Genomic DNA, 13,244 nt, shown 5'->3' on the forward strand with positions numbered 1-13,244 from the left:
TTGCTCCCTTCAGATCCTTCACCCACCCGAGCGCAGCCCGCAGCGGGTCCGCTCCATATTCTAGCCTGTGCGCTGCACCGATCGGTGCGGACCACTGGCAACGGGCACCTAATCGGCCTCGCCGGTGAGCTCGGTCGTGGCCGACGCTGGGCCCCGTTCCGCGGCCAGGCGGGCGCGCAGGACGTCGATCTCCCGCGCCAGCCGTTCGAGGGCCCAGTCCACCTCGGCGGGCTTGTACCCTCGTACCACCTGTTGGAACCGGAGGGCGCGCACATCGGCGCCCGCGACGTCCTCGGCGGGCAGCACCGTCGGCGTGCCGCCGGTCTCCAGCGGCGGGGTGTCGTCGCCCCGTCCGAAGACCAACGCGGCCACGCCGTACAGCACGGCCGCGACGGCCAGCAGTCCCAGGGCGTACAACACGATCACCATGGGGCCATCATGCCCGAATCTCGGGGAGGAAGAGGACACCGTCGGTCTCCGCCAGCCGCGCGGGCTCCAGCGGGAAGTAGGCCCCGAGCGCGTCCCGGTCGGTCCGGGCGGACGCGCCGCGCAGCCGCTCTGCGAGCTCCGGCCCTGTGTACAGGCGGGGCCGGCCGCCCTGCTCGCGACCCAGCTCTCCCTCGACGGTGCCCCGCGCCGGCGCAGCGAGTCCGTGCGCGGGCGCGGCGCCGATGGCCGTCGCCACGTACCGATAGCCGTCGCCGAGGCGGACGGCCGCCTGCGCGCCGCCGCCGAACCAGCGCACCGGACGCGGCCCCATCCGCATCTCGCTCGCCCCGCGCTGCAGGTGCAGGTTGTGCGCGAGGGCGACGGTGCCGCCGCGCGGCTCCTCGCGGCGAACGATCGCCACCAGATTGCGGCCCATCATCGCGTCCCGCTGGGCGCTCAGCCGCGCGAGCCGATCGGGGGTGTCGGTCGCCATGATCGCGTGGTAGCGCAGCAGGCCGACGGCGGTGGCGGCGTCGGCCCGCAGCCACCACCAGTCGTCCGCCGGAGCGGCGAGGACGGGGGAATGCACATCCAGGACGGCGCACAGGTCGTCGGTCAGCACGCGCACCGTGTCGGCGTCGACGGTCCGCCCCACGCCCCGGTCCGCCTCGTACATGGCGCGTTCCTCAGTCCACCGGCCCTCGTCGCCGAGCAGGCCGTCGAGTTCCGCCTCGCGGACGACGCCCGGAGCGACGTCGGCCAGCGCGGCCCGCAGGCGCAGGAGGAACGCGCGCGGGCTCGGCGCAGCGGCCATCTCCATCGGGCCGTCGAAGCCGTAGAACCGCACGGGGATCGTCAGCGTCCGGTTGATCTCGCGCAGGCGGAGGAGCAGCTCGCGCGTTGCCTCCAGGCGGTGCAGGTAGGGGTGACTGAAACCGTCCTCGAGCACGCGCGCGAGGTCGAGGTCCGCGCCGGCGAGGTAGTCGTTCACCAAGGGCGCGCGGTGGAGGTCGGACTCCATCGCGATCGAGCGGTAGCCGCCGCGCTCCACGAGGTCCAGGACGACGGCGTTGCGCGCGCGGAGGATCTCCTCGGAGCCGTGCATCGGTTCGCCGAGGGCGAGGAGTCGGGTCGGAGTGGGCTGGGCGGCGAGGAAGGAGATGACGTCGACCTGATCGGAATTCATTCACTTCACGATATCGTTGAAGAATCCGTTGAAACTTCAGCGAGAGGAGCTGGGAAGTTGCCCCGGAACTCTCAATCCGGCCTTCGCCCCGTCGACCTGGCGCGACCTCACGGACTCTCGTCTCAGGCGGTGCGGAACTACGAGGAGCAGGGCATTCTGCCGCCGGCCGAGCGGGCCCCGTCGGGCTACCGGGCCTACACCCCACGGCACCGCCTGGCCCTGGACGCCTTCCTCGCGCTGGTCCCCGGATGCGGGCACGCGCGCGCCGCGGAGATCCTCCGCGCCGTCCACCGCGACGATCTCGACGGGGCCTTCGCGCTGGTGGATGCGGCCCACGAGGAACTGGCCGAGGACCGCGCCACCTTCCGTCGGGTGCGTGCCGCGCTCGGCGACATGCACGCCCGCGACGGCGATGGGGGTTCCACGCTGTTCGTCGGTGACGTGGCGCAGCTGCTCGGCGTCGTGCCCGCCACCCTGCGCGCGTGGGAGCGCGCCGGAATCGTCCGTCCGCGGCGCGACCGCACCACCGGCTATCGCGTGTACTCCCCTGCCGACGTTCGCGACGCCCGGATGGCGGAGCAGCTCCGGCGCGGCGGCTTCGGCCTCGCCCGGATCGCGGAGCTCACCGAGCATGTGCGCTCCGCGGGCGGGGTCGAGCCCCTGCGCGAGACGCTCGACGGCTGGCGCGCGAACCTGGTCCGACGGGGCCGCGCCCTCGTCGCCGGCGCCGCCGCGCTCGACGCCCTTCTGGGCTGACTACCCCTCCGCTATCGCGCGCAACGCCGCGAGATGCGCTTCGAGGGCCCTGCGACCTTCCGCCGTCAGCGAGAGCCAGGTGCGCGGGCGCTTGCCCACGTGCCCCTTTCTGATCGCGACGTAGCCGGCCGCCTCGAGCTGCGCGGCCTGCTTCGACAGCACCGAGTCCGAGAGTTCCACCGCATCCCGCACCGCGGCGAACTCGGCGTTCTCGACCTTCGCCAGCGCCGCCACGATGGAGAACCGCACCGGCGCGTGGATCACGTCGTCGAGCCGGTGCCGCGCGTGGCCGCCCGTCGTGGTCATCGCAGCGCCAGCGTGGAGATCGCCCGCGCCCCCAGGAGCGCCGGGATCACGGTGACCAGCGCCGCGGCGATCGCCCACGGCCACGGGAGTGCGTCGTCCCCGCGCACCGACGGGACCGCGACATAGACGGCGTACAGCAGCATCGTGACGCCCAGCCCCAGGTTGTAGCGCAGGGTGAAACCGCGAGGCGCGGCGGACGCGCGACGCATGAGGATCGTCGCCGCCGCGACCGCCACCAGATAGAGCGCCGTCACGACGAAGAGTCCGCCGAGGCGGAACCACTGCGGCGCGTCGGGATTCCCCACCGTCAGCCGCAGCGCGAGCACCAGCGCGCCGACTGCGAGGCCGATCGCGACGAGACCGCGCACGAGCCGGGTGCGGTCGGCGGGGGTGGCGACGGAGGCCCTGTCCGCCAGGTCGAGGGCGCGGCGCGCCTCCTCCGGGGTGGGGCTGGCGGTGTTGTCGGTCATGACGGCTCCTTCTACGGTCGGTGAAACCAACCATAGAAACTACTTTCCATATCGTCAAGTACATGCCGTTACGGCAGAGATACCACCGGCGGCCGGTCCTCCAGGGACAGCTCCGTCGTGACCTCGGTGAACCGATCCTCCGGCCCCGGCTCGACGAGGTACTGCGTGATGCCCGCGCCCGAGTCCTCGATCCCGCAGCGCCGCAACGCCGTCCCGAGGATCTGCCGGCTCATGACGCCGAGGTCGCGCAGGTCGCGGTTGCGGTGTTTGCGCACCGACAGGTTCACCTGTGCGATGCCCGCCAACCCGTACCGGGCCTCCGCGTCCAGGAGCAGGCCGATCTCCACGCCGTAGCCGGGCGCGAAGGGCACCGAGGCGAGGAACTCGCGCGTGCCCGCGTACTCGCCGCCCAGCGGCTGCAGTATCGCGCGCAGCGGCGGCCGCAGCGCCGCCAGGACCGGCCGCGCCACGAGCTCCGTCACGCGCCCGCCGCCCGTCGGGTCCTCACCCTGCGTGAAGACGCGGAGCGGTCGCCGGTAGTACGCCTTGACGAGGTGCACCTCGGGGTGGAACAGCATGGGGCCCAACAGCCGCGGCACGTACCGCGGGTCGGGCTCGATGAGGTCGGAGTCGACGAACGCGATGAGGTCGCCCGAGGCGGCCGCCACCCCGCGCCACAGGGCCTCCCCCTTGCCGGGCACGGGCGGCAGCCCCGGGATCGCCTCCTCGCGGCTGATCACGGTGGCGCCCGCGGCGCGGGCCCGCTCCGCCGTGGCGTCGGTCGAGCCCGAATCCAGCACGATGAGCTCGTCGACCAGGGTCCCCACCAGCGGCGCGATCGTCGCCACCACGGCGCCGACGGTGGCCTCCTCGTTCAACGCCGGGAGCACGACGGAGACGGTGCGCCCGGCCTTCGCCGCGACGAGCTCGTCGACGCTCCAGCGGGGCTCCTCGAAGAACCGGTGCGCGGTGCTCATGCCAGCCCTCGCACGACGCGGGCCGGCGGGCGGGCTCCGTCGATGGAGGCCACCATCTCCACCACGCGGCGGGTATCGGCGACCTGGTGCACGCGGAACATGCGGGCCCCGGCCTGCGCGGCGAGGGCGGTCGCGGCCAGGGTTCCGGCGACCCGTTCCTCGAGGCCGGCGTTCAGAGTTTCGCCGATGAAGTCCTTGTTGGACAGCGCCATCAGCACCGGCCAGCCCGTGCCGACGAGCGCGTCGAGGTGCCGCAGCAAGGCGAGGCCGTGGTGGGTGTTCTTGCCGAAGTCGTGGGTCGGATCGATGACGATGCCGTCCTCCCGCACGCCCGCCGCGAACGCCGCCTCGGCGGCGGCGGCGAGCGAGTCGCGCACGTCGGCGACCACGTCCGGGTAGCGCACCCGGAAGGGTCGGGTCCGGGGCAGGGCCCCGCCGGTGTGCGAGCAGACCAGGCCCGCCCCGGTGGCGGCCGCGACCCGGGGCAGGTCCGGATCGGCGCCGGCCCAGGTGTCGTTGATGAGATCGGCGCCCGCGTCGACGGCGGCCTCGGCGACGGACGCCCGCCACGTGTCCACGCTGATCAGCAGGTCCGGATGCCGGTCGCGCACCTGCCTGATGAAGGGCACCGTCCGCGCGATCTCCTCGGTCGCGTCGACCTCCTGCCCGGGGCCCGCCTTGACGCCCCCGACGTCCACCACGTCCGCTCCCTCGGCGACCGCCGCGTCCACCCGCTCCAGCGCGGCGTCCACGGCGAAATAGCTGCCGCGGTCGTAGAAGGAGTCGGGCGTGCGATTGATGATCGCCATCACCAGAGCCCGGTCCGTCGGGACCCGGCGGCCGCAGAAGGTCGGGCGCACCGGGATCGGGCCCGCCGGCGAAGCGGCCATCCTAGGAGCGCAGATCCGGGACCTTGGCGGCCACGACGTGCTCCGCGTACCCGTCGTAGGCGGGGACGTAGCCGTCCGCACCGCCGACGAAGACGTAGAGCGGGTCGTCCCCGACCTCCTCGAATCCCTGCTTGCGCAGCTCGCCCTTGAGGCTCTTGAAGGTCGAGGTCACTTCCAGGCTGGCCACGACGCGCGTGTACAGCGGGATCGCATAGTCCGGCAACGTCTTCCGAAGCTGTGCCGCGAGCGCGGCTCCGTCGAACTCCCGCCCCTCCGCGAGCTTGACCGCGGCCATGCCCGCTTTGCCGTCGGCACCGGGGATCCCGACGCCGTAGACGATCGCGCCCTCCACCTGCTCGGCCTCGTCGAGCGCGCCCTCGACCTCGGTGGTCGCGACGTTCTCGCCCTTCCACCGGAAGGTGTCACCGAGGCGGTCCACGAAGGCGATGTGGTCCAAGCCCTGGTTGGTCACCACGTCGCCGGTGTTGAACCAGACGTCGCCGTCCTTGAAACCGTCGCGGATCAGCTTGGCGTCACCCGCCGTCCCGTCGGTGTAGCCGTCGAAGGGCGCCGACTTGGTGATCTTGGTGAGCAACAGGCCGTTCTGCCCGCGCTTCACGCGGGTGAGCCTGCCGCGAGCATCCCGCAGCGGGCCCGCGGTCTCGAGGTCGTACTCGACCACGGCGTGCGGCAAGGGGCACAGGCCGACGGTGCCCTCGATGTTGAAGACGTTGACGAAGGCGATGTTCGTCTCGCTCGCGGCGTAGAACTCCATGATCCGCTCGATCCCGAAGCGCTCCTGGAATTCCCGCCAGATCTCGGGTCGCAGGCCGTTGCCGGCCGCCACCCGGATGGTGTTGGACCGGTCGCTGGGCTTCGGCGGCTGGTTGAGCAGGTAGCGGCAGATCTCGCCGATGTAGATGAACATCGTGGCCGAGTTCTGGTTCGCCTCGTCCCAGAACTTCGAGGCCGAGAACTTGCGACCGATCGCGAGTGTGGCACCGGAGACCAGCACCGAGCCGAGGGCGACGAGTGCAGCGTTGTTGTGATACAGCGGAAGTGGGCAGTACATGACGTCGTCGCCGCGCATACGCACCGCGGTCGCGCCGAAGCCCGCCATGCCCTTGAGCCAGCGGTAGTGCGTCATGATCGACGCCTTCGGCATGCCCGTGGTGCCCGAGGTGAAGACGTAGAAGGCGCGGGTGCTGGCCGGCAGAGTGGCGGTGACGGCCGGATTCTCCGTGGCACGCGGATCCTGCTCGCGCACCTGTCGAGCCTGCTCGGCGAGCTGGTCGATGGTGAGCACCACGCCGTCGGCGGGACGGTCCGCGGCGTCCAGCGAGTCGAAGGCCTCGAGGTCCTCCGCGCCGACGATGATCGTCTCGGTCTCGAGAATGCCGAGGCTGTGCGCGAGTACGGCGCCGCGCTGGTTGTAGTTGACGAGGCCGGCGGTGGCGCCGACCTTGACGATGGCGAGCATCACGAGCACCATCTGCGGGTGGTTGTGCATGACGACCCCGACCACGTCGCCCACCTTGACGCCGCGCTGGAGCAGGACCCGCGCGTAGGTGTTGACGGTGGCGTTGGCCTCGCCGTAGCTGATGCCCTCGCCCTGGAAGCGAAGGAAGTCGCGCGAAGGGTGCTGCGCCGCACGCTTGGCGAACACCGTTCCGATTGACTCCTTGCTGGTCGGCCTGCGCAGCAGGATCGACGGGCCCTCCTTGACCAGCAGGGGCAGATCGGGCAACAGCTTGCCGACGCCTCTGGCCAGATCCGCGATACCGACCGTACTGTTCTTCTGCGTAGAGCTCACGCGGCGAGCCTACCGTGGTACCGCCGTACCACGGCACGCCTCGAGAGCGGCCGTGACGTCCGTCGCACGCAGCAGCCTTCCGAGAGCGGCGTCACTCACGAAACCCCGAGCGCCGAGCCCGTCGATCCAGTCGAGCAGCGGCGTGTAGAAGTCGTCGTGGTTGAGGATCACGACGGGCTTGTCGTGCATCGAGAGATAGCCCGCGGTCCATGCCTCGAAGAACTCCTCGAGGGTGCCCACGCCGCCCGGCAGCACCAGGAAGGCATCGGCGTTGTCGTCCATGAGCTGCTTGCGCTCGCGCATGGTGGCGACCACCAGCAGCTCGTCCGCGCCGTGGTCGGCGACCTCGCGGTCGACGAGCGCCGTCGGAATGACCCCCAGGGTGTGGGCTCCGCCGGCGCGGGCGGCCTGCGCGACCGCGCCCATCATCGAGACGTGCCCGCCGCCCCAGACCAGTGCGTCCCCGCCGGCAGCGATAGCCCGGCCCACGTCGGTCGCGAGATCGAGGTACTCCTGTGGCACGGGGCGCGATGCGCAGAAGACGGCGATCGCGGTCACGAGGGATCCACCTCGCTCGCGCGCGCCTCGCGCTCGCGCGCGGCGTCGGCGCGCACGATGATGTCGATGGCCTCCGCGACCGAGTCCGTCACGGTGATCAGGTCGGCGTCGCCGGGCGAGATCATGCCCCGCTCGGTGAGCGTGCCGCGGATCCAGTCCACCAGGCCGCCCCAGAAGGCGGATCCCAGGAGCACGATCGGGAAGCGGGTCACCTTGTGCGTCTGGACCAGGGTCAGCGCCTCGAAGAGCTCGTCAAGGGTGCCGAAACCGCCGGGCAGGCAGACGAAGGCCTGCGCGTACTTGACGAACATCGTCTTCCGCACGAAGAAGTAGCGGAAGTTGATGCCGAGGTCGACCCAGTCGTTGAGGCCCTGTTCGAAGGGCAGTTCGATGCCCAGCCCCACCGAGAGCCCGTCGGCGTCCTTAGCGCCGCGGTTCGCGGCCTCCATGGCGCCCGGTCCGCCACCGGTGATCACGGCGTAGCCCGCACGCACCAGACCGGCACCCAACTCGCGCCCGGTGGCGTACTCGGGCGAATCCGGCGTGATCCGCGCCGAACCGAAGACGGTGACCGCGGGCGGCAGTTCGGCGAGGGCACCGAAGCCCTCCACGAACTCCGCCTGGATCCGCATGACCCGCCACGGGTCGCGGTGCAGCCAGTCGGCGTCGTCCGCATTCGCGAGGAGCCGCTGGTCGGTGGTCGACGATTCCTTCGCCGCCGCGCCCTGCACGCGGACGGGTCCGCGGTAGCGCAGGTAGTCATCGGCCGAGGGCATCTTTTCGGAGGCCATGACGCACAACCTACCCAGCGAGGAAGTCGCGCAGCACGGCGGCCACCTCGGTGATCTGCGCGGTCTCGACGTGCTCGTCGCGCTTGTGCGCGTAGTTGGGATCCCCGGGACCGAAGTTCACGGCCGGGATGCCGAGCGCCGCGAAGCGCGCGACGTCGGTCCACCCGTACTTGGCGCGGAACCGCCCGCCGGCGGCCGCCACGAGCTTCGCCGCGGCGGGCGCCCCCAGGCCCGGCAGCGCGCCGGGCGCGGCGTCGGTCACCTCGAAGCCGAGCGCACCGTCGGCGAGCGGCCCGGCGAGGACCTCCCGGACGTGGGCGACCGCCTCGTCGACCGTGCGGTCCGGCGCGAAGCGGAAGTTGACGTCCACGAAGGCCTCGTCGGGCACGACGTTGCCGGCGACGCCGCCCTCGATCGCCACGGCGGAGAGGCCCTCGCGATACTCGCACCCGTCGATGTCGACGGTGCGCGCGGTATAGCTCTGCAAGACCGTGAGCACCGACCCGAGCTTGTGGATCGCGTTGTCGCCCAGCCACGATCGCGCGCTGTGCGAGCGAACGCCGTCCGCGGTGATGCGCACGCGGACCGTGCCCTGACAGCCGGCCTCGATGAGCCCGCCGGAGGGTTCGCCGAGGATCGCGACATCGGCCTCGAGCCACTGCGGGAGCTCGCGCTCGATGCGGCCGAGGCCGTTGAAGTGCGAGGCGATCTCCTCGCACTCGTAGAAGATCAGGGTCAGGTCGTAGGCCGGGTCGGCCATCGTGGCGGCGAGGTGCAGGAAGACCGCGTCGCCGCTCTTCATGTCGACGGTGCCGCAGCCGTGGAGGATGCCGCCCTCGCGGCGGCTCGGCACGTTGTCCGCGATCGGCACGGTGTCGAGGTGCCCGGCGAGCATCACCCGCTGCGGCAACCCGCGATCCGTCCGCGCGAGCACGTTGTTCCCCACGCGGAGCACCTCGAATCGGCCCAGCGCCCGCAGCGCCGATTCCACCTCGTTCGCGATGCGCTCCTCGTCGTGGCTCACGCTGGGGATGTCCACCAGCGCGGCGGTGAGGTCGATCGGGTCGGCGGCGAGTTCGAGAGTCACCCCTCCAGGGTAGTGGTCAGATCCCGAGGATCGCCTTGGCGATCAGGAAGTACAGGATCAGGCCGGTCGCGTCGACGAACGTGCTGATGAACGGGTTGGAGAAGACGGCGGGATCGACACCGATGGACTTCGCCACGATCGGCATGAGCCCGCCGACGGCGGCGGACATCGTGCACACCCCGAACAGCGTGGCACCGATGACCAGGCCCACGTCGGCGCCGAAGAGGAGGCCGGCGATGATCGCGCCGAGGCTGCCGAGGACGAGCCCCAGCGTCGCGCCGACGCGGATCTCGCGCCCGAGCACGCGGAGCACGTCGGAGGTGGTGATGTCGCCGAGGGCGAGCGCGCGGGTCACGGTGGTGGCGGCCTGATTGCCGGTGTTGCCGCCCGTGCCGATGATGAGCGGCACGAACAGCGAGAGCACCACCATCTCCTGCAGGCTGTCCTCGAAGACGGAGAGCACCTTCACGGTGAGGGTGGCGCCGATCGCCAGGACGAGCAGCCACACCACCCGCGAGCGCACCAGGGTGCGCACGGGCGTCGACAGATAGGGCCGGTTCAGCGGCTCCACGCCGCCCTGGCGGGCCGCGTCCTCACTCTCGGCCTCCTCGAGGATCCGTAGGGCGTCGTCCACGGTGAGGATGCCGACGAGGCGGTGCTCGTCGTCGACGATGGGCATCACCAGCAGCCGCTGCTCCGCGCACCGGCGGGCCGCGTCCTCGGCCGACTCCCGCGCCCGCGCCGTGCCCGCGACGTTCATGATCTCGCTCACCGGGGTCGCGGGCGCGCTGCGCAGGAGCCCGCGCAGCCCGACGATGCCGACCAGCACCCGCCCGGGGCCGACGACCGGGATGCCGTAGATGGTCTCGACGTCGTCGATGCGGGCCCGCACCGCGGCGAGGGCCTGCTCGGCGGTGTCGCCGGGGTGGACCGAGACGAACTCGGGCGTCATCTCGCGGCCGACGGAACCCTGCGGGTAGCCGAGCAGGGCTGCGGTCGCGGCGCGCTCGCTCTCCGGGAGGCCCTGCAGCAGGCGTCCGGCGACGGTGGCCGGCAGCTCGTCGAGCAGGGTGACCCGGTCGTCGGGGTCGAGCTCCACGAAGAGGCCCGTCACCTGCTCGTCCTGAAGGTCGCGGATGAGCTCGCCCTGGAGCGGCGCGTCGAGGGACTCGAAGACGGTGAGCGCCTCGTCCTTCGCGAGCAGCCGGAAGACCACGGCCCGGTCCTTGCGCCCGAGGCGTTCGAGGACGTCCGTGACCTGGCGGTAGGTCAGGGGCGCGATGAGCGACGCGACCGCAGTCAGGTCTCCGTCGTCGACCGCGTCATCGATCCTGTTGGCCAGCTTCGCCGTGTCGGGTGTCGTGGTCACTCGCAGAACGGTATCCGAATCCCGGGGCTCCGCAGTACGAGCGCGGCGGGGCGCACGTAGGCTGGGCGGGTGACGAATCGTGGAGCGAAAGCGTACGGACTGGCCACCCTCACCGACGACGGGACGGTGCTCGACACCTGGTTCCCCGCGCCGGAGCTGACGGACGGCGGCGGCACCGTCGGCACGGTCCAGGATCCGGACGGTGCCCCGGAAGCGCTCGTGTCCTCCGCCGGCGCGGATGCGGAGCGCCGGGTCCGGATCGTGGTCGTGCAGACCACGATCGGCGACCTCGACGCCGCCCCCGTCGACGCGCACGACGTGTACCTGCGCCTGCACCTGCTGAGCCACCGGCTGGTGCAACCGCACGGGCTCAGCCTCGAGGGCCAGTTCGGCCTGCTCGCGAACGTCGTGTGGACCAATTTCGGCCCCTGCTCGCCGGTGGACTTCGAGTCGGTGCGCGCGGCGCTGCGCCGCCGCGGCCACGTCACCGTCCACTCGGTGGACAAGTTCCCCCGCATGGTCGACTACGTGCTGCCCGGCGGCGTCCGCATCGGCGACGCGGACCGCGTCCGCCTCGGCGCTCATCTCGCCGAGGGCACGACCGTCATGCACGAGGGCTTCGTGAACTTCAACGCCGGCACGCTCGGCACGGCGATGGTCGAGGGCCGCATCTCAGCGGGCGTCGTCATCGGCGACCACTCCGACGTGGGCGGCGGCGCGTCGACGATGGGCACCCTGTCGGGCGGCGGCAAGGAGATCATCGCGGTCGGCGAGCGGTGCCTGCTGGGCGCGAACTCGGGGCTGGGCATCCCGCTCGGCGACGACTGCGTGCTCGAGGCGGGCCTGTACCTGACCGCCGGCACCAAGGTGACCGGCCCGGACGGGACGCAGATCAAGGCGCGCGAGCTCGCCGGGCAGAGCAACCTGCTGTTCCGCCGCAACTCGGTCACCGGCGCGGTCGAGGTCGTGCCGTGGAAGAGCGAGGGCGTCGAGCTCAACGCCGCGCTGCACAAGAACTGAGGGCCCCCGACGAGAAGGGCGGCCGGTGCGCGCACCGGCCGCCCTTCTCGTCGCCACCCCAGTGAATTCTCTTCAGCGTCTGCCGCCCCCCAGTGGGACGGCCTTGCACCCCAGCCCGTCGAGGACTCGGTCGATCGCAGACTGCACGGCCCGCACCTCGCCGGGCGACTCGACTGCGGACACGCGGGGCGAACCGGTGCCCACGCACTCGGGATAGGTGGTCAGCAGGCGCGATTCCACGTGCCATAGGCCGATACCGCACAACACCACCACCGAACAGAGCACCGCGATCAGCACCACCCTGGCTCCCGCGATCGCCAACCCACCGTCTCCTATCCAACCGAACCTCACTATTGTTTGCAGTAGCGTACCAATGAAACAACGGTGGAGTTGCACGGGCGTCGGATTCAGCCGGGAAAGTGAGCAGAGCGCTCAACAGAACAACGCGAACGCCGCAGGCGGCCGCGGGCCACGCGGCCGAGACACCGGAGATTCCCGGTCAGGCCAGACGCTCGGCGGCGGCGGCGATCCGCTCGTCCGTCGCGGTGATCGCGATCCGGACATGCTCAGCGCCGTGCGGACCGTAGAACTCACCCGGGGCGGCGAGGATGCCGCGCTCGGCCAGCCAGTCGACGGTGTCGCGGCAGGGCTCACCGCGCGTCGACCACAGGTACAACCCCGCCTCGGAGTGATCGACGGCGAAGCCGGCGCCGCGGACTGCCTGCAGCAGCACGGCGCGCCGCGCGGCGTAGCGGGCGCGCTGCTCGGCCTCGTGCTCGTCCACCGAGAGGGCGTAGGTCATGGCGGCTTGCACCGGGAAGGGCACGATGGCACCCGCGTGCTTGCGCACGGCGGCCAGCTCGGCGATGAGCGCCGGATCGCCCGCGAGGAAGCCTGCACGGTACGAGGCCAGGTTCGAGGTCTTGGACAGCGAGTGGATCGCGATCAGCCCGGTGGTGTCACCGTCGCACACGCGCGGGTCGAGCACCGATACGGCCTCGGCCTCCCAGGCCAGGCCCAAGTAGCACTCGTCGGACGCCACGATCGCGCCGCGCTCGCGCGCCCACTGCACCACCTTGCGCAGATGATCGACGCCGAGCACGGCGCCGGTCGGATTGGACGGCGAATTCACGAACACCAGCGCCGGCCGCTCCGGGCCGAGCTGGGCGGTACCGTCGGCCCGCACCGGCCGCGCGCCGGCGAGCAGCGCGCCCACCTCGTAGGTCGGGTACGCGACCTCGGGGATCACGACCACGTCACCCGCGCCGAGGCCGAGCGTCGACGGCAGCTGCGCGATCGCCTCCTTGGTCCCGATCACGGGCAGGATCGCGTCCTCCGCGAGCTCGACGGTGCCGTACCGGCGGCTCAGGGCCGCGGCCGCCGCCTCGCGCAGCGCGACGGTGCCGATCGTCGCCGGGTAGCCGGGGAACGCAGAACCCTCGTAGAGGGCGCGGCGGATCGGCTCCGCCACCGGATCGACGGGCGTGCCGACGGAGAGGTCGACGATGCCGCCCGCGTGCGCCGCGGCCTTCGCCTTCGCGCCCGCCAGGGTGTCCCACGGGAAGTCCGGCAGGCCGGACGCCACGGGCACG

The 13,244-nt window shown here is 71.7% G+C and carries 15 protein-coding genes; 2 read left to right on the forward strand and 13 right to left on the reverse strand.

Annotated features, from left to right (window positions below):
• Nucleotides 1-108: 108 nt before the first annotated feature.
• Nucleotides 109-429: a DivIVA domain-containing protein gene (locus tag FK529_RS16765; RefSeq protein ID WP_146563322.1), complete on the reverse strand. Its 321-nt coding sequence runs from the start codon at nucleotides 427-429 to the stop codon at nucleotides 109-111.
• Nucleotides 430-436: 7 nt separating this feature from the next.
• The gene (locus FK529_RS16770; protein ID WP_146563324.1) at nucleotides 437-1,615 is read right to left on the reverse strand and encodes an erythromycin esterase family protein; all 1,179 of its coding nucleotides are present in this window, start codon (nucleotides 1,613-1,615) and stop codon (nucleotides 437-439) included.
• A 57-nt stretch (nucleotides 1,616-1,672) separates the two neighbouring features.
• On the opposite strand from FK529_RS16770, the gene FK529_RS16775 reads away from it, so the two are divergent.
• Nucleotides 1,673-2,371: a MerR family transcriptional regulator gene (locus FK529_RS16775; RefSeq protein WP_146563326.1), complete on the forward strand. Its 699-nt coding sequence runs from the start codon at nucleotides 1,673-1,675 to the stop codon at nucleotides 2,369-2,371.
• On the opposite strand, the gene FK529_RS16780 is transcribed toward FK529_RS16775, so the two are convergent.
• From FK529_RS16780 to mgtE, 9 genes are all read right to left on the reverse strand, one after another.
• Entirely contained in the window at nucleotides 2,372-2,677 is a 306-nt protein-coding gene (locus FK529_RS16780; RefSeq protein ID WP_146563328.1) for a winged helix-turn-helix domain-containing protein, read from the reverse strand.
• Nucleotides 2,674-3,147: a hypothetical protein gene (locus tag FK529_RS16785; protein ID WP_146563330.1), complete on the reverse strand. Its 474-nt coding sequence runs from the start codon at nucleotides 3,145-3,147 to the stop codon at nucleotides 2,674-2,676. Before FK529_RS16785 ends, FK529_RS16780 begins: the two co-directional genes overlap by 4 nt.
• Nucleotides 3,148-3,215: 68 nt before the next feature.
• Nucleotides 3,216-4,124 carry a glucosyl-3-phosphoglycerate synthase gene (locus tag FK529_RS16790; RefSeq protein WP_146563331.1) on the reverse strand — a complete coding sequence of 303 codons (909 nt, stop codon included), beginning with the start codon at nucleotides 4,122-4,124 and terminating at the stop codon, nucleotides 3,216-3,218.
• Nucleotides 4,121-5,014 (reverse strand): dihydropteroate synthase, encoded by an 894-nt coding sequence (folP, locus tag FK529_RS16795; RefSeq protein WP_146563334.1) that lies wholly within the window; start codon nucleotides 5,012-5,014, stop codon nucleotides 4,121-4,123. Before folP ends, FK529_RS16790 begins: the two co-directional genes overlap by 4 nt.
• A 1-nt stretch (nucleotide 5,015) precedes the next feature.
• Complete coding sequence (locus FK529_RS16800; RefSeq protein WP_146563336.1) at nucleotides 5,016-6,827, reverse strand: long-chain-acyl-CoA synthetase; 1,812 nt, start codon at nucleotides 6,825-6,827, stop codon at nucleotides 5,016-5,018.
• Nucleotides 6,828-6,836: 9 nt separating this feature from the next.
• The gene (locus FK529_RS16805; RefSeq protein ID WP_146563338.1) at nucleotides 6,837-7,385 is read right to left on the reverse strand and encodes an LOG family protein; all 549 of its coding nucleotides are present in this window, start codon (nucleotides 7,383-7,385) and stop codon (nucleotides 6,837-6,839) included.
• Nucleotides 7,382-8,176 carry an LOG family protein gene (locus tag FK529_RS16810; protein ID WP_146563340.1) on the reverse strand — a complete coding sequence of 265 codons (795 nt, stop codon included), beginning with the start codon at nucleotides 8,174-8,176 and terminating at the stop codon, nucleotides 7,382-7,384. Before FK529_RS16810 ends, FK529_RS16805 begins: the two co-directional genes overlap by 4 nt.
• Nucleotides 8,177-8,186: 10 nt before the next feature.
• The gene (dapE, locus tag FK529_RS16815; protein WP_146563342.1) at nucleotides 8,187-9,263 is read right to left on the reverse strand and encodes a succinyl-diaminopimelate desuccinylase; all 1,077 of its coding nucleotides are present in this window, start codon (nucleotides 9,261-9,263) and stop codon (nucleotides 8,187-8,189) included.
• A 16-nt stretch (nucleotides 9,264-9,279) separates the two neighbouring features.
• A complete protein-coding gene (gene mgtE, locus FK529_RS16820) occupies nucleotides 9,280-10,632 on the reverse strand; it encodes a magnesium transporter (protein WP_146563344.1) in 1,353 nt (450 codons plus the stop codon).
• 69 nt (nucleotides 10,633-10,701) lie between these two features.
• On the opposite strand from mgtE, the gene dapD reads away from it, so the two are divergent.
• Nucleotides 10,702-11,652 carry a 2,3,4,5-tetrahydropyridine-2,6-dicarboxylate N-succinyltransferase gene (dapD, locus tag FK529_RS16825; RefSeq protein WP_146563346.1) on the forward strand — a complete coding sequence of 317 codons (951 nt, stop codon included), beginning with the start codon at nucleotides 10,702-10,704 and terminating at the stop codon, nucleotides 11,650-11,652.
• A gap of 72 nt (nucleotides 11,653-11,724) precedes the next feature.
• Here the strand turns inward: dapD and FK529_RS16830 are convergent, their stop codons facing one another.
• Both FK529_RS16830 and dapC read right to left on the reverse strand, forming a co-directional pair.
• Complete coding sequence (locus FK529_RS16830) at nucleotides 11,725-11,973, reverse strand: hypothetical protein (RefSeq protein ID WP_146563348.1); 249 nt, start codon at nucleotides 11,971-11,973, stop codon at nucleotides 11,725-11,727.
• Between the two features lie 178 nt (nucleotides 11,974-12,151).
• Complete coding sequence (gene dapC / locus FK529_RS16835; protein ID WP_146563420.1) at nucleotides 12,152-13,237, reverse strand: succinyldiaminopimelate transaminase; 1,086 nt, start codon at nucleotides 13,235-13,237, stop codon at nucleotides 12,152-12,154.
• Between the last annotated feature and the right edge of the window lie 7 nt (nucleotides 13,238-13,244).

Origin of the sequence: Tsukamurella asaccharolytica (assembly GCF_007858435.1) — a bacterium.
GTDB classification, from domain to species: domain Bacteria; phylum Actinomycetota; class Actinomycetes; order Mycobacteriales; family Mycobacteriaceae; genus Tsukamurella; species Tsukamurella asaccharolytica.

What these genes read in the sequence shown, in the direction of transcription:
- FK529_RS16765 (WP_146563322.1), bottom strand. Translation starts at nt 429, where the DNA reads ATGGTGATCGTGTTGTACGCCCTGGGACTGCTGGCCGTCGCGGCCGTG.
- FK529_RS16770 (WP_146563324.1), bottom strand. Translation starts at nt 1,615, where the DNA reads ATGAATTCCGATCAGGTCGACGTCATCTCCTTCCTCGCCGCCCAGCCC.
- FK529_RS16780 (WP_146563328.1), bottom strand. Translation starts at nt 2,677, where the DNA reads ATGACCACGACGGGCGGCCACGCGCGGCACCGGCTCGACGACGTGATC.
- FK529_RS16785 (WP_146563330.1), bottom strand. Translation starts at nt 3,147, where the DNA reads ATGACCGACAACACCGCCAGCCCCACCCCGGAGGAGGCGCGCCGCGCC.
- FK529_RS16790 (WP_146563331.1), bottom strand. Translation starts at nt 4,124, where the DNA reads ATGAGCACCGCGCACCGGTTCTTCGAGGAGCCCCGCTGGAGCGTCGAC.
- folP (WP_146563334.1), bottom strand. Translation starts at nt 5,014, where the DNA reads ATGGCCGCTTCGCCGGCGGGCCCGATCCCGGTGCGCCCGACCTTCTGC.
- FK529_RS16810 (WP_146563340.1), bottom strand. Translation starts at nt 8,176, where the DNA reads ATGGCCTCCGAAAAGATGCCCTCGGCCGATGACTACCTGCGCTACCGC.